This window comes from Mesorhizobium sp. P5_C1 (assembly GCF_054049815.1).
Genome location: NZ_JBFULQ010000060.1, coordinates 1 through 19,509, shown reverse-complemented (window position 1 = coordinate 19,509; position 19,509 = coordinate 1). Strand labels below are relative to the sequence as shown.

Below are 19,509 nucleotides of genomic sequence, written 5' to 3'. Positions count from 1 at the left end.
GGCGTGCACTTCACCGGATTTGATTTCGAGACTGACGCCGCGCAGCGCATTGACACCGCCGAACCGCTTGCTGACGCCCTCGACGCGCAGCAAGGGAGTCCCGGACGATGGCGAAATCGAACCCTGTTCGATCATGACGCCTGCATTTCCTTCCGTTGACGCGTCCCCTACCCCGATCCAGATTGTCTTTTGGGACTTCTCTTACTTTTTTTGTGACTTTTCCATCAGGCCGGCGAAATGTCAAACGGAGTCAGGCGGCAGTTGGAATGATTCCGGCCCTACCTCCCCATGTTCGGTAATGACGGCGTCGAAACCGTCCATTGGCGCGAAGAAGGCGCGCTTGAGCTTGCCGATCTTGCTGCTGTCGACGACAAGGTAGTTTTCGCGCGCCAGGCCCATCACCTTCTGCTTCACCACCGCCTCGTGGAAATGCTCGCAGGTGGCGCCGCGTTTGGCATCGACACCGGCGGCCGACAGAAAAGCTGCGTTGATGCCGACGCTCTTCAAAATGTCGAAGTCATGCGTGCCCGAGAAAGACGCCGACGCGGGATGATAGACGCCCCCCAGCATGATGAGCGTGACATTGGCCTTGCGGGTCAGGCGCTCCGCGACATTCATGGCGTAACATATTGCCGTTATTCGATAATCATCTGGAATGAGATCGATCAGATGGATCAGCGTCGTGCCGCAATCGATGAAGATTGTCTCGTCGGGCCGAATTTTCCGCACCGCGTGCAGGCAGGCTTCGCGCTTCGCCGCCGCATGGCTATCGGCCGCGGTCGCCAGTTCGTAAGGAGCGTCAGTATCGATCTCGGCCGCCGCCAATATGTGCCCACCGAGAAAGGCGATCTGCCCCGGATTGGTGGCGATGTCACGCCGCACGGTCATCTCCGAGACGCCCAGCAGCGTTGCTGCTTCGCTCAGATGGATAACCCGCCGTTCCGACAGCAGATGGATCAGCCGGGCTGTCCTTTGCGCTTTGCGAGCAGTCATGCGTTGGGCCTGTCGGTCACCTGAAATGTGAGGAATTTAACAACCGCTCTCACTCAGTTGCAAGCGCGGTGTGCGAATCCGCGCAATGCAAGAGCGGTCTTATCAGGTGCGATGCGAAAGATAGTCGCGAATACGAAGCAGCCGACGTTGAATTTCCGGAGTGTCGAACAGAAACTGGCCACCACCGGGCCTGTAGCTCGCAAGCTTTACAACGGCACTTTGAACAAGCTCGTCGTCCGGATAGGCCTCGTCGAGCAGCACTTCCAGGCTGTTGGCGGCGGCCAGGCTGGTGTCTTCTCCGCTGACGAACCTTGTCAGCACCAAGATGAGGCTATCCACGGAGTCACCCCTTCCCCGCCCCGAACCGCAGACCGTCCATCAGCAGCGAGACCAGCCGGCGTGAACGGTCGCGCCATTGCGGGGTGTCTGGTGCCGAGTAGATGCCCGACAGTGCGTGTAGCACGTCGGAAGCGTCGACATCGCCGCGAATGGTGCCCTCGGCCACCGCCGCCTCGACCAGTTGCCGCAAGGCCTGCGAGACGCGGCCTGACGTGTCGGAAAACAGCGTCGAATTGGTGGTCAGCAGGATGCGCAGGCTGGTCGCCAGGCCACGCTTGGTGGCGATATAGTCGACGAAGCGCTGCATCCACTGCTCCAGCGCGACATCGGACGGATGTTTTCCGGCGAGTTCGCCGGCAGCCGCGCACAGCGCCTCTGCCTCGCGCCGGTAGACCACTTCGACCAGATGCTCGCGGGTCGGAAAATGCCGGTAGAGTGTGCCTATGCCGACGCCGGCACGGCGCGCGATCTCTTCCAGCGAGGCGTCGATGCCACGCTCGGCAAAGACGGCGGCCGCCACCTCGACCAGCCTGTCACGGTTGCGCTGCGCGTCGGCGCGCAGCGGCTTGGCCTCTTCGACCTTCTCTTCAGCGATGGCGGACGGCTCGGCGGCCAATTTTTTCTCCACGGTGTGGCGGGGGCTTGAACCCGGCCGGGTCAGCCCCCACGTAATAAACGGAGGCGCCTCCGTTTTAGTGGAGCACCTTTATCATATAATAAGGCGAACCGGTATGTCACGTGCTGAAAGTAGCCTCCCCGCCCGCTGGAGGTCGGTGAAGACCTATGAGTGCTATCTCCCCCATGCGGGGAGACTACCCAACCTGACCGCAAGGTAACCTTGCTCTTCCCCAGCAAGGCACCAGATGATTCCCATTCGCGTCAAGCAATTGGAGCCAGACGCCCATGACCAGCCTTCCCCTCGCTCTCACCATCAACGGACACCGATACGAACTGGAGGTCGATCCACGTGTCACACTGCTTGACCTGCTGCGCGAGCGGCTTGAGCTCGCCGGCACCAAGAAGGGCTGCGACCGCGGCCAGTGCGGCGCTTGCACGGTACTGGTCGATGGCAAGCGCATCAACTCCTGCCTGGCGCTGGCTGTCAGCCATGACGGCGCCAAGGTCTTGACCATCGAGGGTGTCTCCCACGGTGAAGACCTGCATCCGGTGCAGGCCGCCTTCATCGCCCATGACGGCTTCCAATGCGGTTTCTGCACGCCGGGTCAAATCATGAGCACGCTCGGCCTGATCGCCGAGGCACAGGCCGGCGACGATCCCGAGCGCATCCGCGAGGGCATGAGCGGCAATCTCTGCCGTTGCGCTGCCTATGGCGGCATCGTCGAGGCGGTCCTGGAAGCCCAGGAGCAGCTTGCCAAAGCCGACCGGAGGACCGCTGCGTGAAGAACTTCGATTATATCAGGCCCACCACCATTCCCGACGCCATTGCGGCGGCGGCCGAGCCGGGTTCGGCCTATCTCGCCGGCGGCACCAACCTGCTCGACCTGATGAAGGGCGGCGTCACCAGCCCCGAGCGTATCGTCGACATCTCGCGCCTGCCGGAGCTCAACCGCATTGAGCGGCTGGCCGATGGCGGCCTGCGCATCGGCGCGCTGGTGCGCAATGCTGATCTCGCTCATGATCCAGAGTTCGCCAGATCCTATCCGGCGGTGGCGGAGGCCTTGCTGTCGGGCGCCTCGGCTCAGCTTCGCAATGCCGCCACCGTCGGCGGCAATCTGCTGCAGCGCACGCGCTGCAGCTATTTCTACGACACCGCCAGCGCCTGCAACAAGCGCGAGCCGGGCGCGGGCTGCGACGCGCTGGGTGGCGAGAACCGGCTGCATGCCGTGCTCGGCTGGAGCGACGCCTGCATAGCCACGCATCCGTCGGACTTCTGCGTGCCGCTGGTGGCGCTCGACGCCGTGGTCGAGATCGAGGGCAAAAAGGGCCGGCGCCATGTGACGCTGGAGGAATTCCACCGGCTTCCTGGCGAGACGCCGCAGCGGGAGAATGGACTGGAGCCCGGCGACCTGATCGTTGGGGTGCGCCTGCCGGCGGAGGCTGCCTCCTTCTCCGCCAATGCCCGCTATCTCAAGGTACGCGAACGCACCTCCTATGCCTTCGCTGTTGTCTCGGCCGCCGCTGCCCTTGTCGTCGAAGGCGGCAAGATCCGCCAGGCGCGGCTGGCGCTGGGCGGGGTAGCGGCCAAGCCATGGCGGGCGCGTTCGGCGGAAGCGGTCCTGCTTGGCGCCGATGCCGACGAGACGAGCTTCGTCCGTGCGGCGGACGCCGCATTGGCCGATGCCAGTCCCTCCGGCAACAATGCGTTCAAGATCGAACTCGCACGCCGCATAGTAGTCAGGGCGCTGATGTCTGCCCTAGCGGGAACGCCTGGGCGGCTGCCAGCCCTCCCTGCCTCCCCATTTTCTTCCATTCCCGGAGTGCGCCATGACGCTTGAACTCGGCCTCAATCAACAACCCGCCCATCTCCGGCAGGGCTCCAGCATCGGCCAACCGCTGACCCGCCGCGATGGTTTTCTCAAGGTCACCGGTACCGCCCGTTACGCCGCCGACAATCATCCGCCCGGCATGCTCTACGCAGTACTGGCCGTCAGCGGCATCGCACGCGGCCGCGTTGCTTCACTGGATGTCAGGGCGGCCAAGGCGCACGGGGGCGTGGTCGAGGTGATGACGCCCGAGAACCGGCCACCGCTCGCCACCGATCCGGATGCCAAGAACAATCCCTTCATGTTCCGGCTCGACCTGTTGCAGAACGATCGTATCCGCTACCCGAACCAGACCATCGCCGTGGTGATCGCCGAGACGCTGGAGGCGGCGACCGAAGGGGCGGCACTGCTGTCGCCGCGCTATGAAGCGCAGCCGGCGCGCGTTGGCCTCGACGGCGCCGAAAGCTTTGTGCCGGGCGGTGTCGGCATCGGCAGTCCTGCGGTGCACCACAAGGGCGATGTCGAGGCCGGTCTCAAGTCGGCAGCGACGCGGATCGAGGCGACCTACGAGACGCCGGCCCAATACCACAACGCCATGGAGCCGCATGCGATCGTCGCCGCCTGGGATGGCGACAGCCTGTCGATCGACACGCCGAGCCAGGGCCTTGCCATGGCACAGGGCCGCATCGCTGGCCTGTTCGGCATCGCGCCGCAAAATATCCACATCTGCAGCCCTTTCCTGGGTGGCGGCTTCGGTTCCAAGGGCATGATCTCCGGGCCGCAGGTGCTCGGCATTCTGGCGGCGCGTCTCGTCGGTCGTCCCGTCAAGCTGGTGCTGCGGCGCGAGCAGATGTACGGGCCCGTCGGCCATCGCGCGCCAACGCGCCAGACCTTGCGCATGGGCATGGACAGCGAAGGCCAGCTGACAGCGATCGACCATCACGCCAAGACCGCATCGAGCACGTTCGACGATTTCTTCGAACCGGCCGCCGATGCCTCGCACACGCTCTATGCCAGCCCGGCCATCGCCACTTCGCACGAGGCGGTGCGGCTGGACACGGGCACGCCGCTGTTCATGCGCGCCCCGGGTGAAGCCACCGGCTCGATCGCGCTGGAGAGCGCCATCGATGAGGCAGCCGCGGCCTGCGGCATGGACCCGCTGGAGTTTCGGCTGCGCAATTATGCCGAGGTCGAGCCGATGACTGGCAAGCCGTTTTCGTCCAAGGCGCTGCGCGAATGCTACACGCAGGCATCGGAGCGCTTCGGTTGGCAGCGCCGTCCGCTCCAGCCGCGCCAGATGCCGGACAAGGATGGCTTTCTGACCGGCTGGGGCATGGGCACGGCAACCTTTCCGGCGATCATGTTCCAGGCTGAGGCGCGTGCCGTGCTGAGGGCCGACGGCAGCGGCCTGATGGAGACCGGCGCGCAGGACATGGGGCAAGGCGCCTGGACCGCCTTCGCCCAGATCGCCGCCGACGGGCTGGGGCTCGACATCGACCAGGTCGATTTCAGGGCCGGCAGCTCCGACCTACCCAACGCAGGCATTGCCGGCGGCTCCGGCCATACGGCGACAGCCGGCATGGCGATCCACAATGCCGGAGCCGCCGTCATCGCCAGGCTCGCCGATCTCGCCACCGGCCATGAAGCCTCGCCGTTGTTCGGCGCCGGCAACGAGGGCGTCCTGGCGCGTGGCGGCCGCCTCTACCGGCGCGACGACGAAAATCGCAGTGAAAGCTATGGCGAGATCCTGGCCCGCGCCGGGCTCGCCGAGATCGATGGCTGTGGCACGGGAACCCCGGACCCGGCCTCGCGGGAGGCCTATGCCATGCACGCGCATGGCGCTGTGTTCGCCGAAGTGAAGGTCGATCCCGATTTCGGCCAGATCCGCGTCACCCGACTGGTCGGTGCCTTTGCCGCCGGGCGGGTCATCAATCCGCGGCTGGTGCGCAGCCAGTATTATGGCGGCATGATCTGGGGCGTCTCCTTCGCCCTGCATGAAGAGGCCGTCACCGACCGGCGCTCGGGCCGTATCCAGAATGCCAACCTCGCCGAATACCATGTCCCGGTGAATGCCGACGTGCCGTCGGTCGAGGCGCTGCTGGTCCACGAGGACGACCCTTACGTCAACGCGCTCGGCATCAAGGGCGTTGGCGAAATCGGCATCACCGGCACGGCTGGCGCCGTTGCCAATGCGGTCTGGCATGCAACTGGCGTGCGCCCCCGGCGCTTTCCAATCCGGATCGAGGACCTGCTGGGATGACGAGTGATCCGTAAAACGGACAGGAAGCCAGTTGCCYGGCTTTCCAACGACGAATGCCCGGACCGAAAGCGAAGGGACGGACAGGTGGGAGAGACGGGCAAGCCTGCCGGCTCTCCTCGCCCGCCCAACATCAGCTCAATCGACCTCGCGTCAAGCAACTGGAGCCAGACGCCCATGACCAAAACAACAATTCCCGTCCATCTCGACATCAACGGCCATCGCCACACCCTGCAGCTCGAGCCGCGCGTCACGCTGCTCGACGCCTTGCGCGACCGGCTCGGCCTGACCGGCACCAAGAAGGGCTGCGACCACGGCCAGTGCGGCGCCTGCACCGTTCATGTCGACGGCGAGCGCGTGCTGGCCTGCCTGACGCTGGCCGCGCAGGCCGAGGGCCGCACCGTCACCACCATCGAGGGGCTTGCACGGGAGGGTGAACTGCATCCCGTGCAGGCTGCCTTCCTCGAGCAGGATGCCTTCCAGTGCGGCTATTGCACGCCCGGCCAGATCATGTCGGCGGTCGCCTGCATCCGCGAGGGCCATGCCGGCTCGGATGAAGAAATCCGCGAATACATGGCCGGCAATCTCTGCCGCTGCGGCGCCTATCCACACATTGTCGCCGCTGTCCGCCAGGCAGCCGTGGAGGTCCAGTCATGAGAGATTTTTCCTATCTGCGTGCCGGCTCGCTCGAGGCGGCACGCCAGGCAGCCGCCCTGCCCGGCGCCATGCTGCTCGCCGGCGGCACCACGCTCATCGATCTCGCCAAATGCGGTGTCGCCGAGCCCGACAGCCTGGTCGACATCACCCATCTCAAAGGGCTGGACAAGATCGAAGTGAGCGCAAGCGGCGCCACCATCGGTGCACTGGCCAAAATGGGTCATGTCGCCGACCATGCCGACATTAAGCGCCACTTCCCCGCCGTCTCCGAAGCCCTGTGGCAGGCGGCTTCGGCGCAGATCCGCAACATGGCGACAATCGGTGGCAATCTGATGCAGCGCACGCGTTGCCCCTATTTCCGAGATCCCTCGAATTTCCCTGCCTGCAACAAGCGGGAACCCGGCAGCGGCTGTTCGGCTATCGGCGGAGTCACGCGGGGACACGCCGTACTCGGCACCAGCGAAGCCTGCATCGCCATGTATCCAGGTGACCTCGCCACCGCGCTGGTCGCCTTCGACGCGATCGTCCATCTCGGCGAGCGTCGGGTTTCGGTGGACGATTTCTTTCTGTTGCCCGGCGCCACGCCCGACAGGGAACACGCGATCGAACGGGGCGAGATGATCACCGCGATCGATATCCCCGACTCCGCAGCGGCCCGGCGTTCGACCTATCTGAAGATCCGCGACCGCCAATCCTATGAATTCGCCGCGGCAAGTGCTGCCGTCGGCATCGAGTTCGAGGCTGACGGGCGCACCATCCGGGATTTGCGTGTGGCGCTGGGCGGCGTCGCGACCAAACCGTGGCGGGCGCGGGCCGTGGAAGAGGCGCTGAAAGGCAAGGTGCTGGAGCCGGACGCCGTCCGCGCCGCCAGCCTGCTCGCCGTCGAAGGCGCCGTCGACAATGGCGCCAACCACTACAAGATCGAACTGGCGCCGCGCGTCGTCGCCCGCGCCATCCTGAAAATGGGAGAAACCGCATGACCGTTCACAACATGAGACATGGTGATGCGTCCGATGGCGGCGCCGACGCCGTTGGCGGCCGGCTGTCGCGCGTCGACGGCCCGGCCAAGATCACCGGCTCCGCGAAATATGCCGTCGAACAGCAGCTCGAAGGCCTCGCCTACGCCGTGCTGGTCGAAAGCACGATTGCATCAGGCAAGGTGCGCTCAATCGATACCGCCGAGGCCGAGGCAGCGCCCGGCGTGCTCAAGGTATTGACGCCGGACACCATCATCAGCCTCAGGACTGCCTCTGACTGGTTCGGTACACCGCCGCCCGACAAGCCCTATTGCCCGTTGGCGCGCGACATCACCTTCTCAGGCCAGCATGTCGCGGCAGTCGTCGCGGAAACTTTCGAGCAGGCAGTTGCGGCCGCGGCACTGGTCAAGGTCAGCTATGACGAGACCCCATCCATCGTCGACCTCAGCGACGCCAAGGCCGGTGACGGCATCCCGATCGACGCCATGACCAAGGAATGGGGCGACGCTCAGGCCGCTTTCGCCTCGGCTCCGGTCCGCATCTGCGCCGCCTACAACACGCCGCGCGAATACCAGGCGCCGATGGAGCCTCATGGCCTGATCGCCCAGTGGGAAGGCGACAAGCTCACCGTATGGGAGCCGAGCCAGTGGCTGGACGGCATGGCGCGCACCTATGCCGAATGGTTCGACGTGCCGTTCGAGAATGTGCGGCTCGTCTCGCCCTATATCGGTGGCGGCTTCGGCTCCAAGGCGCTGGCGCTCAGCCATGGCGCGGTGGCGGCAAGTGCCGCCAAGATGCTCGGCCGGCCGGTGAGGCTGGTGATGACGCGGCCGCAGACATTCACCGGCTACGGCGGGCGCGCGGCGACACGCCAGACGGTGACGATCGGCGCAGATACGGGAGGAATAATCCAGTCGATCGTGCATCGTGGCATCAACGAGACGTCGATGGACGGCATGTGGGTCGAGCCGCTCGGATCGGTCACCTCGATCATGTACGCGACGCCGAATTCCTCCTCGAAGCAGAATGTCGTGCGGGTGAATTCGGTGGTGCCGGGCGCCATGCGCGCGCCGGGCGAAAACCCCTCGGCCTTCGGCATTGAGAGCGCCATCGACGAACTCGCTTATGAGGTCGGCATCGATCCGCTGGAGATCCGCCTGAGAAACTATGCCGAGCAGGACCCACACGCCAAAAAAGCCTGGTCTACCAGGCAGTTGCGCGAGGCTTTTGCTGCGGGCTCAGAACGCTTTGGCTGGGCAAGGCGGACACCACAGCCGCGCTCGATGCGCGACGGCAACCAGCTGATCGGCTGGGGTGTCGCCGCCGGCACATATCCGGTGCGGCGCGCCTATGGCGAGGCGATCGTGCGCATTCTCGCCAATGGCTCGGTCGAGGTCGAAAGCTCCTCGATCGACATGGGCCAGGGCACCTACACGATCCTGGCGCAGACCGCCGCCGAGACGGTCGGCGTGCCGGCCGACAATGTCGTCGTGAAGCTGGGCGACTCGCGCTTCCCCCGCGCCGGCGTCGCCGGCGGATCGCGGTTGGCCGGCGTGATGACCGGCGCCGTCTACAAGGCGGCGACCTCGGCGCTCGATCAGCTGGTGGGGCTGGCGATCAGCGATCCGCGCTCGCCATTCCACGCGCTGCAGGCCAACACGCTGGTGGTCGCCAACGGCCGTATCTCATCGCCGCGCGGCGACGGCCCTGATCTCTCCATCGCCGAACTGCTCGGCAGCGTCGGCCGCGACCACATCGAGGCCACCGGCGACACCATGCCGGCCAATTCGACGGCGCAGGATCGCTACAAGAACTACACCACCATCGCCATGGCGCTGCCGCATACGGAGGGCGACTATTCCCGCCACAGCTGGTGCGCGCATTTCATCGAGGTGCGTGTCGACGAGGATTTCGGCACGGTGCGCGTGTCGCGCGTGGTATCGGCGCTGGATTCGGGCCGGCTCTACAACCCCAAACTCGCCGAAAGCCAATGGAAGGGCGGCATCATCATGGGCATCGGCCAGGCGCTGCTCGAGGAAGGCATCGTCGACCGCCGCCATGGCCGCATCGTCAACAACAACCTTGCCGACTATCTGGTGCCGACCAACGCCGACATTCCAGACATCGAAGTGATCTCGGTCGGCATTCCCGACCTGCACTCCTCGGTGCTCGGCGGCAAGGGTGTCGGCGAGCTCGCCATCGTCGGCGTGGCACCCGCGATCGCCAACGCGGTCTTCCACGCCACTGGAAAACGCGTGCGCGACCTGCCGATCACGCTGGAGAAGCTGATTTAGGGGGCGACGGCGACGAAGCTGCGATCTCCCCCCTTGCGGGGAAGATGGTCGGCAGGCCAGAGGGGGGGTACTGTCCCGCCGGCATCTCAACCCAATCACAATCGCGCCGTCCAGTGATTTCCGGTTGAAGGTGGTAACCGCGAAGTTTGGCGATCCTTCCCACCCCCTCTGCCCGGCCGGGCATCGCCCCTGTAGGGGAGAGAGTGGCAGCTCCGCCATCTTCGCCGATCACCACTCCAACCCGAACACCAGTTTGCCGAAGTGCAGGCCGCCGGCGGCCATGTGGGCGTAGGCTTCGGCCGCTTGGTTGGGCGAAAACATCTTGTCGACGACTGGCTCGATTCCAGCTGCACCGATGGCGCGGGCGGCGTCGTGAAGGTCGGACACAGATCCGGTGTTGTTGCCGACCACCCTCAGCGCCTTGATGATGATCGGCAGCAGATTGACCGTAGCCTCGGCGCCGGTGACGAAGCCGATGGTGAACAGTGTGCCACCGGGCGCGGTGGCGTTGATGGCGCGGGTGAAGGTGGCGGTGCCGCCGGTCTCGACGACGAGGTCGGCGCCGAGGCCTCCGGTCAGCTCCAGCACCTTGCCGTCCCAGTCGGGCATCGCGCGGTAGTTGATGAGATGATCGGCGCCGAGTGCTTTCGCCCGCTCCAGCTTCTCGTCCGACGACGAGGTGATGATGACCGTGGCGCCGGCGGCTTTCGCCAGCTGCAAGGTGAAGATCGAGACCCCGCCGGTGCCGAGCAGCACGACGACCGAGCCCGGCCCGACATCGGCGGCGCGGATGGCGTTCCAGGCAGTGGTGCCGGCGATTGGCAGCGTCGAGGCCGCCTCGAAGGAGAGATGCGCCGGCACCGGCACGACCGAATTGGCCGGCAGCGCGACATATTCGGCCAGCGACCCCGGCAGCGAGATGCCGCGCATCTGAGTCATCTCGTAAGGGCGCGGCCGGCCACCGATCCAGCGCGGCTTGGCGTGGGCGATGACGCGATCGCCGACGGCCAGTCTCGAAACCCCCTCGCCAAGCGCGACAATCTCGCCGGCGCCGTCGGCGACGGGGATGAGCGGAAAGCTCGGTCCGGGATAATTGCCGCTCGCCACCGCGACATCGACGAAATTGAGGCTCGCCGCACGCTGGCGGATCAGCACCTCGCCGCGCTGCGGTTCGGGGGTGGCCAGGGTGGCGGCTCGGAAGGCGTCCAGCCTGGGTTGGCTCAGTTCGATGGCTTTCATGGTTTCACTCCGGTGCGTCGATTGATGGGTTGAGTGAACCTAGCTGCTGCGTTATCTCTGGATAATCATTGGCTTTTGCATTTGAGTACTGCAAATCATGCAGCAATCCCAAGAACCAGTGGCCCTTGCCGAAATGGCGGCCTTCGCGGCCATCGCCGAAGCGCGCTCTTTCACCAGGGCGGCGGCGCGTGTCGGGCGTGACGCGACCATCCTGTCGCGGCGGCTGCAATCACTGGAGGAGCGGCTGGGTGTCAGGCTGCTCCATCGCACGACGCGCAGCGTGTCGCTGACCGAAGCGGGTGCCGAATTCCTGGTGCGCGTGCGCGCCATCCTCGCCGCTGTCGACGAGGCCGAGGCCGCCGCGTCGGCACATGCAGGCGGCCGCCCGCGCGGCCTGCTCAGGCTGGCGCTGCCCGGCACGTTCGGGCGCATGTGGATCGGGACGCTGCTGCCTCAATTCCTTGCCGAATTTCCCGATGTCCGCATCGAGGCGGAATTCTCCAACCGCTTCGTCGATCTGGTCGCCGAGAATTTCGACGTCGCCGTGCGGCTCGGCGCGCTGGAGGATTCGCGCCTGGTGGCGCGCAAGGTGGCGACGCGGCGCCGGCTGCTCTGCGCCGCCCCCTCGTATCTCGCCCGAAGGGGCAGGCCGGAGACACCGCAGGCGCTGCTCGAACATTCCTGTCTCGGCTTCAGCGGCTTCCAGACCTTTCCGGCCTGGGAAATGACCGACCGCGAGGGCCGGCACGTGCGCGTCGAGGTTTCCGGGCCGTTGGTCTCCGACGATGCCGAGGTGCTGGTCCAGGCCGCCGTGCAAGGCGTCGGCCTGATGATGAGCACCGACTGGCTGGTCGGCCGCGAGCTCGCCGACGGCCGGCTGGTGCCGATCCTGGAGGACTGGACGCTGGCCGACGAGGGCGCGGTCTATGTCGTCACGCCGTCAGCCAAGGGACAAGCCGCCAAGACCCGCGCCTTCACCGACTGGATCGGCAAGCGCTTCGCGCCGGATCCGCCCTGGCTGCGGTGAGGCCGCCGGTCTCCCACAAAAGGGGAAGATCACACGCTCCTCCCTACTTCCCCTGCTGCTTCATGAACTGGCTGAGCAGATCGACCGGCAGCGGGAACACAACCGTGGACGAGCGCTCGCCGGCGATGTCGTGCAGGGCCTCGAAATAGCGCAGTTGCATGGCTTGCGGCTCGGCGGCCAGCATCTTGCCCGCCTCGACCAGCTTGGCCGCCGCCTGCTGCTCGCCATCGGCGTTGATCACCTTGGCGCGGCGCAGCCGCTCTGCCTCGGCCTGCTTGGCGATGGCGCGGATCATGCTCTCGTTCAGGTCGACATGCTTGATCTCGACATTGGAGACCTTGATGCCCCAGGCGTCGGTGCGCTGGTCGAGGATCTCCTGGATATCGCTGTTGAGCTTGTCGCGCTCGGCCAGCATTTCGTCGAGCTCGTGCTTGCCGAGCACCGAGCGCAGCGTGGTCTGCGCCAATTGATTGGTGGCGGCCATGAAGTCCTCGACCTGGATGATCGCCCGTTCGGCGTCGACGATGCGGAAATAGAGCACCGCGTTGACCTTCACAGAGACGTTATCGCGCGAAATCACGTCCTGCGGCGGCACATCCTGCACCACCACCCGCAGATCGACCTTGACCATCTGCTGGATGAAGGGGACGAGGATGATGAGACCGGGACCCTTGACCCCGGTGAAGCGGCCGAGCGTGAAGACCACGCCGCGCTGATATTCCCTGAGGATGCGAATGGCCGCGGACAGGAACATGACCACGACCAGCGCAAGCAACAGATAGGCCACGTAACCGATGCTCATTTTCTCGCTCCATTACTTCCGGCGTCGCGCCGCTGCACGGTCAGTACGAGGCCGCTGACATCGGTGACCTCGACGCTGTCGCCGGGTGCGATGGGTTCGTCGGCCTTCGCCCGCCAGCGCTCGCCCTGGGCCAGTACATGGCCCTCGCCGCCCTCCCAGTCGAGAATCTGGGCCGGCAGTCCGCGCATGGCCTCACCGCCGACACGGGGCAGGCTCTTGCGCGCCGCCCAGACATAGGTGCCCGTCAGCAGCGCCAGCCCAAGCGTCAGCGCGGCAGCGGGACCGATGACGGCCCATGACACGGCGAAGCCCGGACCTTGGGTCTTGAGCAGCACGGTGGCGCCAAGCAGAAAGGCGGCCACGCCGCCGAGTCCAAGCACCACGGTGGGGTTGAAGGCCTCGACGACGAGGAAGGCGACGCCGAGCAGCATCAGGGCGAGGCCGGCATAATTGATCGGCAGGAGATTGAGTGCATAGAGCCCAAGCACGAGGCAGATGGTCCCGATGACGCCGGGCGCCACCGCGCCGGGGCTGGTGAACTCAAAGATGATGGCGTAGACGCCGACCAGCATCAGGATGATGGCGACGTTCGGATCGGTGATGACGGAGAGAAGCTGGATGAACCAGCCGGGTTCCAGCGTCTCGACCCGCAGCCCCTTGGTCGCCAGAACCACTTTCCTGCCCGCTACATCGACGGTCCGCCCATCGGCCAGTTGCAACAACTCGGTGGTGTCGTGGGCGACGAAGTCGATGACATGTTCCTGCAGCGCCGCGCTCGCCGAAAGGCTCGCAGCTTCGCGCACGGCTTTCTCGCCCCAATCGCCATTGCGCCCGCGCAGTTCCGCCAGCGAGCGGATAAGGGCGACGGCATCATTGGTCACCTTGGCCATCATCGCGTCGCCTGCCGGCCGCCCGGTGGCGTCCTTCTGGTCGCCTTTGTCGTTCTGGTCGCTATTGTCCTTGTCGCCGCCCGGAAGCGACGGCAGCCCGCCCATCTCGACCGGCGTCGCGGCGCCCAGATTGGTGCCGGGCGCCATCGCCGCGACGTGGGTGGCATAGAGGATATAGGTGCCGGCGCTGGCGGCATGGCCACCGGCCGGCGCGACATAGCCGATGACGGGCACCGGTGAAGCGAGGATATCGGCGATCATCTCGCGCATCGAGGTGACGAGCCCGCCGGGTGTATCGATCTGAAGGATGAGGACTTCGGCGCCCCGCTTGGCGGCTACATCAAGCGCTTCCTCGAGTTGCCTGGTGCTTGCCGGCCCGATGGCGCCGTCGATTGCGACGCTCAGCGCAACCTTCTCGCTCCCGGCCGAAGAGAAGGGAGAAAAGACAGCTGCGGCGACGAAGGCCGCGGCAAAAAGGGCCACCCGCGCGAAGGTCACGCTCAAAGCTCCGTGGATTCAATATGGGTTGTATTTTGCGAAGTCCAAGAGGAGAGCGACGTCGGCGAATGCGAACGCGGCTGAGCGCACAATCTCCCTTGTGGGGAGCTATTCCGGCGACGGAACCGGCGGCCGCGACGTCAGCGCGGTGCCGAAGGCGGCGGCAATCACCGCGGCGATGCCGGCCAGTTGCGGCGCCGTCAGGCTTTCGTGCAGGAACAGGAAGCCGGCCAGCGCGCCCAGCCCGGGCTCGAGGCAGGTCAGCGTGCCGTAGATGCGGGCCGGCATCCTGGTCAGCGCCACCATCTCCAGCCAGAAGGGCAGCGCACTGGAGAACAGCCCGACGAGCAGCGCGCTGGTCAGGATTGACGGTTCGAGCAGCGCGGTTCCCGCCTGTGCCACGCCGAAGGGCAGCACCAGCACGGCTGCGATCGCCATGCCATAGGCTGTGGTGCGCGAGCCGAGTTCAGCACCCGCCTTCTGGGCGAGCACGATGTAGAGCGCCCAGAAGCCGCCGGCCGCCAGCGCCAGCATCACCCCGGTCGGATCAAGCGGTTGCAGCGAATGGACGAAAGGCGACAACAGCAAGATGCCGGCCACCGCTAGCCCGATCCAGGCAAAGTCGCTGGCACGCCGCGAGGTCAACGTCGCCACCAGCAGCGGGCCGGAGAACTCCAGCGCCACCGCTATGCCGAGCGGAATGGTGGCGAGCGCGGCGTAAAACAGAAGGTTGAGCGCGCACAGCGTCACGCCATAAGCGATCAGCCATGGCATGGTGGCGCGCGACGGTCGCATCTGCCACGGCCGCAGCACGGCGATCAGCATCAGCGCGCCGACGACCAGCCTGAGCGTCGTCGTGCCCTGCGCGCCGATCAGCGGGAACAGGCCCTTGGCGAAGGTGGCGCCGATCTGGATCGACACCATGGCGCCCATCAGCGCGGCGATCGGCAAGGGCGCCGCTTCGCGATGGGCAACCGGCGTCGATGTCACTTTGGCTCATCCTCCATGCCGCCGGACCAAACCCGCCTGGCGGCATCGCGATAGGCCGAACCGGCCGGCCTGTCGTGAGACAGCGCCGACGTCTTGATGGGGCAAGGCGCCGGCAACCGCCAACCGGTCACTGATGTCGCCAGCCTCGATGCCAGCCGCGGTCGCCGGCGTTGAGGAAGGGCCGGTTGCCCGATGCCGGCCCATGGAACCAGGTGACGCTGTGTTCGCCGCAACGGCGCTTATGGTTTAGGCTCCATCGCTTACATAGGGCTGGTCTTCTAGACATCAGGAGGATTTGATCCGTGCTCGCCCGCGTCGAAGCCGTCGCACCTCTGCCCGAAAATGTGCTCAGCCTGTCGACAGCGCGGCGGGCCTGGAACGGCGTTTCTCTCGACGTCAATGAATGGCGCGGCTCCGGCAGGGTGGCTCACCAGTTTCCCCATCAGACGGAGACCCGCCTGATTGCCCTGCTGGAAGAGGTCGGCAGCCCGTGTGAACCACGGCTGGGCGAGAACCAGCCTTGCCCCGCCGGCTACAGGCCCAGGCACATGGACTTCGCCCCTGCCGGCATGGAGATGTGGGGCTATAGCGCCGACGTCCGCTTCGTTCGAGACGCCACGCTGATGTTCGATTTTGCCGCCATGGACGAAAGGCTGGCTACCCGGTTCGATCGCAAAGCGGTCTCGACGCCGCGGCTGCGTTTTGCCGATGACCGCATCTGGATCCTGGTCAAGCTGCTCGCCGAGGTGGTGAACGACACCGATCCGTCGGCGCAGCTCTACGGCGATGGGCTGACCGTGGCGATCATGGCGCGACTGTTCGTGGATCCGCTGGAGCCCGGCGCCGACGCCAAGGGCCTGGCGCCCTGGCAGCTTCGGCGTGTCATCGACCATCTCGATGCGCACCTGCCCGAGCGTGTCGACCTCGTGCGGCTGGCGGCACTGGCCGGCCTGTCGCAATCGCACTTCAGTCGGGCGTTCAAGGCCTCGACCGGCATGGCGCCGTATCGCTGGCAACTCGACGCCCGCATCCGGCGCGCGCAGGCACTGCTCATCGACAGCCGCGCCACGCTCGACCAGGTGGCCGAGGCCACCGGCTTTGCCGATGCCGTGCATTTTGGACGCACGTTCCGCAAGCTCATCGGCGCGACCCCGGCGACGTGGCGGCGCGACCGCAAAAGCTGATCGCAACGTGACAGCGGCCGATCGCAAGGTGACAGCGGATTGAGGCTGGAAATAGCAGGATCGAACAGTGCGTTGCGCCCCATGATGGAGCAATAGTCCCTCGACCGGGCAGGCGAGACATCGGATTGAGCACTTTGCGACATCCGCCTCCCCGGAACTCCTGATCCGGAAGGTGGAAGATGACCGCAGAACCGATCAACTATGATGCCCTGATGCAGGCTAACCTTGCCCGCGTGTTCGGCGAGCGCGATGCCGTCCGCCGGATGAGCGCCATTGCAATAATCTATGCCGACGACGCGGTGCTATATGAACCGCATGCGGCGGCAACGGGCCATATCGCCATCAATCAGGCGGTGGAAGCGCTGCTGTCGAGCCTGCCGGCAGACTTCGTCTTCACGGCGACCGGCCCTGCCGTCGGTCACCACGGCATCGGGCGGCTGCGCTGGCAATCCGGCCCGCCCAACGGTCCCGTCGCCGTGACCGGCACTGATGTCGCGCATTTCCAGGGCGACCTCATCCATTCCCTTTACGTTTTTCTCGATCCCGCCGGCGCCTGATGCATGTCGCCCAAAAGTGCGCAGCGGTTTGGGACAACGACATGCACAAAAAACAGAAACTTAAAGCGCGTCGACTGAAGCCGTTTCAACACGACGCGCTTTAACCAGTCGCCCGCAGATCCAAGGAGTTTCCCATGCCCAAAACCGGCCTCGAAGCCCTGCTTCGCCCCGAAGACAGCATCCTGGTGCTGATCGACCATCAACCGTATCAGTTCACCAATCTCAACAGCCACGAACCGACGATGGTCGTCAATAACGTCGTTGGCCTGGCCAAGACGGCCAAGGTCTTCAATGTACCGACGATCCTGACGACCGTGCTCGAGGAGCGCGGCGGCTACATCATCAAGGGGCTGCAGGATGTCTTTCCGGAGCAGAAACCGATCGACCGCACCTTTATCAACACCTGGCAAGACCCCAAAGTCACCGACATCGTGAAGAAGAGCGGACGCAAGCAGCTCGTGCTCGCCGCGCTCTACACCGAGATTTGCCTGGCGATGCCGGCGATCCAGGCGCTGGCCGAAGGCTATGACGTGTTCATCGTCACTGATGCTTCAGGCGGCGTCTCGCTGGAGGCGCATGACATGGCCGTGCGCCGCATGGTCGCCGCAGGCGCAGTGCCGATCACCTGGATGGCGGTGCTGGGCGAATGGCAGCGCGACTGGGCCCGCGAAGACACGGCCGCCGGTGTCGCCGGCGTCGTAGCCGAACATGGCGGTGCCAGTGGCGTCGCCTTCGCCTGGGAAATGCAGCTGCTCGCCACCCGCGCCAAAGCCGGCGCCTGAACAGGCCCGCACGTCAAGAGGCCCGTACTTCGAGAGAGGCTAGCCATGTCCGCCGCGCCCATCCGCATCGGCTACTGCCTGTCGCTGACCGGCCCGCTCGCGGGCAACAGCCGGTCGGCGCAGCTCGCGCATGACATCTGGCGGGAAGACACCAACCGACGGGGCGGCTTGCTCGGCCGCCCTGTCGAACTCGTCTGCCACGATGACCATGGTGACGCCTCGCTCGTGCCTGGCCTCTACAAGCGGATGATGGACGACGACAAGGTCGACCTGGTCATCGGCGGCTACGGCACCAACACGGTTTTGCCGGCAATGCCGCTGATCATCGAACGACAGCGCTTCTTCGTCGGCCTGATGGGCCTCGGCGTCAACGCGCTCGCCTATCCCAACTATTTCGCCATGATCCCGACCGGGCCGGATCCGAACGCGGCACTGACCGAAGGCTTTTTCGCGCTCGCCGCGCAGCAGAGGCCTCGGCCCGCGACGGTGGCGCTCTTATCCGCCGACGCGGAATTTTCCAGGAATCCCATTCTCGGCGCCAAGGCAAACGCCGACAAATACGACTTCAGCATCGTTCATGAGGCCACTTATCCGCTGACGACAACCGACTTTAAGCCGGTCCTTGATGCCGTCGCCAAGAGTGGCTGCGACCTCTTGTTTCTGTGTTCATACCTTCAGGATTCGATCGACTTGGTGCGCGCCATCCATGCGCACCGGTTCCGCCCGAAGATGGTTGGCGCCGGCATGATCGGGCCGCAGAACACAGCGGTGAAGACGGCGCTCGGCCTGCTGCTCAATGGCTTCGTCAACTACGAATATTGGGTCCCCGTCTCCAGGATGATGTTCCCCGGCGTTCAGGAGTTTCTGGACACTTACCAGGCGCGAGCCGGCGATGCCGGCGTCGACCTCTTGGGGCACTATATGGCGCCGCTCGCCTTTGCGCAGATGCAGGTGGTTGCCCAGGCAATCGAGGCGACCGGCGGCTTCGACGACACCGCCCTGTCGGCATACACGCGCGAAGCGATCTTCGACACCGTCATGGGCGCCGTCCGGTTCGGGGTGAACGGCGAATGGGCGCGGCCACGCGTCCTGCAGGTTCAGTTCCAAGGCATCTCCGGCCATGAGGCTAGCCAGTTCCGCAACGGATCGAGGCAGATCGTGGTGTCGCCACCAGACTTCGCCTCCGGTGAGCTGATCTTTCCCTATGCGCAAGCCCGCTCTGCAGGGTGAAGGGCTTTGCTTGCGGCTTCCCGTTGGGCTTTGGGAGGAGCGAACCGTGCGGGCAACCCACGAAAAAGCCGGCGATCATGCTGCATCGCGCAAAACCCAATAATTTTAATTCATTCCATGCGTAAAGGGGCCAAATACGTATAGTAAATTATAGATTTTCGAGTTTTGCGCACGTTTTAAGAAAGATCTGAGCTTTTCTCATTCTCCAAGCCGGGGTTTTTTCCAATCAACCGGAGCGGGCAGATCCATACAGCTCAACGACAGGGTTGAAATGCTGGAGGAAATCGCCAAAAAAGGGTGAAATCCGGGCGGCTTTGTCAACCTTTATCGCTTGCTCACACAAGTATTT

General features: G+C 65.2%; 18 protein-coding genes. 11 read left to right on the top strand and 7 right to left on the bottom strand.

Going from position 1 to position 19,509, the window contains the following annotated elements:
• Positions 1-240: 240 nt before the first annotated feature.
• From ACXJ7R_RS07775 to ACXJ7R_RS07765, 3 genes are all read right to left on the bottom strand, one after another.
• Positions 241-993, bottom strand: coding sequence for a DeoR family transcriptional regulator (locus ACXJ7R_RS07775; protein ID WP_457151312.1), 753 nt, complete (start codon positions 991-993; stop codon positions 241-243).
• 102 nt (positions 994-1,095) lie between these two features.
• Positions 1,096-1,332, bottom strand: coding sequence for a hypothetical protein (locus ACXJ7R_RS07770; protein WP_095091276.1), 237 nt, complete (start codon positions 1,330-1,332; stop codon positions 1,096-1,098).
• A gap of 4 nt (positions 1,333-1,336) precedes the next feature.
• Positions 1,337-1,948, bottom strand: a complete 612-nt coding sequence (locus ACXJ7R_RS07765; protein ID WP_457151311.1) for a TetR/AcrR family transcriptional regulator — start codon at positions 1,946-1,948, stop codon at positions 1,337-1,339.
• A 287-nt stretch (positions 1,949-2,235) separates the two neighbouring features.
• Between ACXJ7R_RS07765 and ACXJ7R_RS07760 the strand changes: the two genes are divergently transcribed.
• The 6 genes from ACXJ7R_RS07760 to ACXJ7R_RS07735 all read left to right on the top strand — a co-directional run bounded on the left by ACXJ7R_RS07760 (position 2,236) and on the right by ACXJ7R_RS07735 (position 9,961).
• Positions 2,236-2,733: a (2Fe-2S)-binding protein gene (locus tag ACXJ7R_RS07760; protein WP_457151310.1), complete on the top strand. Its 498-nt coding sequence runs from the start codon at positions 2,236-2,238 to the stop codon at positions 2,731-2,733.
• Entirely contained in the window at positions 2,730-3,788 is a 1,059-nt protein-coding gene (locus ACXJ7R_RS07755; RefSeq protein ID WP_457151309.1) for an FAD binding domain-containing protein, read from the top strand. The genes ACXJ7R_RS07760 and ACXJ7R_RS07755 overlap by 4 nt, the downstream gene beginning before the upstream one ends.
• On the top strand, positions 3,778-6,036 hold the full coding sequence (locus ACXJ7R_RS07750) for a xanthine dehydrogenase family protein molybdopterin-binding subunit (RefSeq protein WP_457151308.1): 2,259 nt from the start codon (positions 3,778-3,780) through the stop codon (positions 6,034-6,036). Before ACXJ7R_RS07755 ends, ACXJ7R_RS07750 begins: the two co-directional genes overlap by 11 nt.
• 174 nt (positions 6,037-6,210) lie before the next feature.
• On the top strand, positions 6,211-6,690 hold the full coding sequence (locus tag ACXJ7R_RS07745; RefSeq protein WP_457151307.1) for a (2Fe-2S)-binding protein: 480 nt from the start codon (positions 6,211-6,213) through the stop codon (positions 6,688-6,690).
• Entirely contained in the window at positions 6,687-7,670 is a 984-nt protein-coding gene (locus ACXJ7R_RS07740; RefSeq protein ID WP_457151306.1) for an FAD binding domain-containing protein, read from the top strand. The genes ACXJ7R_RS07745 and ACXJ7R_RS07740 overlap by 4 nt, the downstream gene beginning before the upstream one ends.
• On the top strand, positions 7,667-9,961 hold the full coding sequence (locus ACXJ7R_RS07735) for a xanthine dehydrogenase family protein molybdopterin-binding subunit (protein ID WP_457151305.1): 2,295 nt from the start codon (positions 7,667-7,669) through the stop codon (positions 9,959-9,961). Before ACXJ7R_RS07740 ends, ACXJ7R_RS07735 begins: the two co-directional genes overlap by 4 nt.
• Positions 9,962-10,189: 228 nt before the next feature.
• On the opposite strand, the gene ACXJ7R_RS07730 is transcribed toward ACXJ7R_RS07735, so the two are convergent.
• Positions 10,190-11,200, bottom strand: a complete 1,011-nt coding sequence (locus tag ACXJ7R_RS07730; protein ID WP_457151304.1) for a zinc-dependent alcohol dehydrogenase family protein — start codon at positions 11,198-11,200, stop codon at positions 10,190-10,192.
• Between the two features lie 97 nt (positions 11,201-11,297).
• Between ACXJ7R_RS07730 and ACXJ7R_RS07725 the strand changes: the two genes are divergently transcribed.
• Positions 11,298-12,227, top strand: coding sequence for a LysR family transcriptional regulator (locus ACXJ7R_RS07725; RefSeq protein ID WP_457151303.1), 930 nt, complete (start codon positions 11,298-11,300; stop codon positions 12,225-12,227).
• Between the two features lie 43 nt (positions 12,228-12,270).
• Here ACXJ7R_RS07725 and ACXJ7R_RS07720 read toward each other — a convergent pair whose 3' ends face one another.
• From ACXJ7R_RS07720 to ACXJ7R_RS07710, 3 genes are all read right to left on the bottom strand, one after another.
• The gene (locus tag ACXJ7R_RS07720) at positions 12,271-13,029 is read right to left on the bottom strand and encodes a slipin family protein (protein ID WP_095091267.1); all 759 of its coding nucleotides are present in this window, start codon (positions 13,027-13,029) and stop codon (positions 12,271-12,273) included.
• Positions 13,026-14,417, bottom strand: a complete 1,392-nt coding sequence (locus ACXJ7R_RS07715; protein ID WP_457151302.1) for an NfeD family protein — start codon at positions 14,415-14,417, stop codon at positions 13,026-13,028. The genes ACXJ7R_RS07720 and ACXJ7R_RS07715 overlap by 4 nt, the downstream gene beginning before the upstream one ends.
• A gap of 108 nt (positions 14,418-14,525) precedes the next feature.
• Positions 14,526-15,407, bottom strand: coding sequence for an EamA family transporter (locus tag ACXJ7R_RS07710; protein WP_457151301.1), 882 nt, complete (start codon positions 15,405-15,407; stop codon positions 14,526-14,528).
• A 302-nt stretch (positions 15,408-15,709) separates the two neighbouring features.
• On the opposite strand from ACXJ7R_RS07710, the gene ACXJ7R_RS07705 reads away from it, so the two are divergent.
• The 4 genes from ACXJ7R_RS07705 to ACXJ7R_RS07690 all read left to right on the top strand — a co-directional run bounded on the left by ACXJ7R_RS07705 (position 15,710) and on the right by ACXJ7R_RS07690 (position 19,160).
• Positions 15,710-16,591 (top strand): helix-turn-helix domain-containing protein, encoded by an 882-nt coding sequence (locus ACXJ7R_RS07705; protein ID WP_457151300.1) that lies wholly within the window; start codon positions 15,710-15,712, stop codon positions 16,589-16,591.
• A gap of 179 nt (positions 16,592-16,770) precedes the next feature.
• On the top strand, positions 16,771-17,148 hold the full coding sequence (locus ACXJ7R_RS07700; RefSeq protein ID WP_457151299.1) for a nuclear transport factor 2 family protein: 378 nt from the start codon (positions 16,771-16,773) through the stop codon (positions 17,146-17,148).
• 134 nt (positions 17,149-17,282) lie between these two features.
• Entirely contained in the window at positions 17,283-17,930 is a 648-nt protein-coding gene (locus ACXJ7R_RS07695; RefSeq protein ID WP_457151298.1) for a hydrolase, read from the top strand.
• Positions 17,931-17,975: 45 nt separating this feature from the next.
• Positions 17,976-19,160, top strand: a complete 1,185-nt coding sequence (locus ACXJ7R_RS07690; RefSeq protein ID WP_457151297.1) for an amino acid ABC transporter substrate-binding protein — start codon at positions 17,976-17,978, stop codon at positions 19,158-19,160.
• Positions 19,161-19,509 lie beyond the last annotated feature (349 nt).

Excerpts from the sequence above, each read along its gene's own strand:
- ACXJ7R_RS07735 (WP_457151305.1), top strand. The coding sequence starts at position 7,667 with ATGACCGTTCACAACATGAGACATGGTGATGCGTCCGATGGCGGCGCC.
- ACXJ7R_RS07690 (WP_457151297.1), top strand. The coding sequence starts at position 17,976 with ATGTCCGCCGCGCCCATCCGCATCGGCTACTGCCTGTCGCTGACCGGC.
- ACXJ7R_RS07775 (WP_457151312.1), bottom strand. The coding sequence starts at position 993 with ATGACTGCTCGCAAAGCGCAAAGGACAGCCCGGCTGATCCATCTGCTG.
- ACXJ7R_RS07740 (WP_457151306.1), top strand. The coding sequence starts at position 6,687 with ATGAGAGATTTTTCCTATCTGCGTGCCGGCTCGCTCGAGGCGGCACGC.
- ACXJ7R_RS07730 (WP_457151304.1), bottom strand. The coding sequence starts at position 11,200 with ATGAAAGCCATCGAACTGAGCCAACCCAGGCTGGACGCCTTCCGAGCC.
- ACXJ7R_RS07720 (WP_095091267.1), bottom strand. The coding sequence starts at position 13,029 with ATGAGCATCGGTTACGTGGCCTATCTGTTGCTTGCGCTGGTCGTGGTC.
- ACXJ7R_RS07750 (WP_457151308.1), top strand. The coding sequence starts at position 3,778 with ATGACGCTTGAACTCGGCCTCAATCAACAACCCGCCCATCTCCGGCAG.
- ACXJ7R_RS07745 (WP_457151307.1), top strand. The coding sequence starts at position 6,211 with ATGACCAAAACAACAATTCCCGTCCATCTCGACATCAACGGCCATCGC.
- ACXJ7R_RS07695 (WP_457151298.1), top strand. The coding sequence starts at position 17,283 with ATGCCCAAAACCGGCCTCGAAGCCCTGCTTCGCCCCGAAGACAGCATC.
- ACXJ7R_RS07700 (WP_457151299.1), top strand. The coding sequence starts at position 16,771 with ATGACCGCAGAACCGATCAACTATGATGCCCTGATGCAGGCTAACCTT.
- ACXJ7R_RS07725 (WP_457151303.1), top strand. The coding sequence starts at position 11,298 with ATGCAGCAATCCCAAGAACCAGTGGCCCTTGCCGAAATGGCGGCCTTC.
- ACXJ7R_RS07760 (WP_457151310.1), top strand. The coding sequence starts at position 2,236 with ATGACCAGCCTTCCCCTCGCTCTCACCATCAACGGACACCGATACGAA.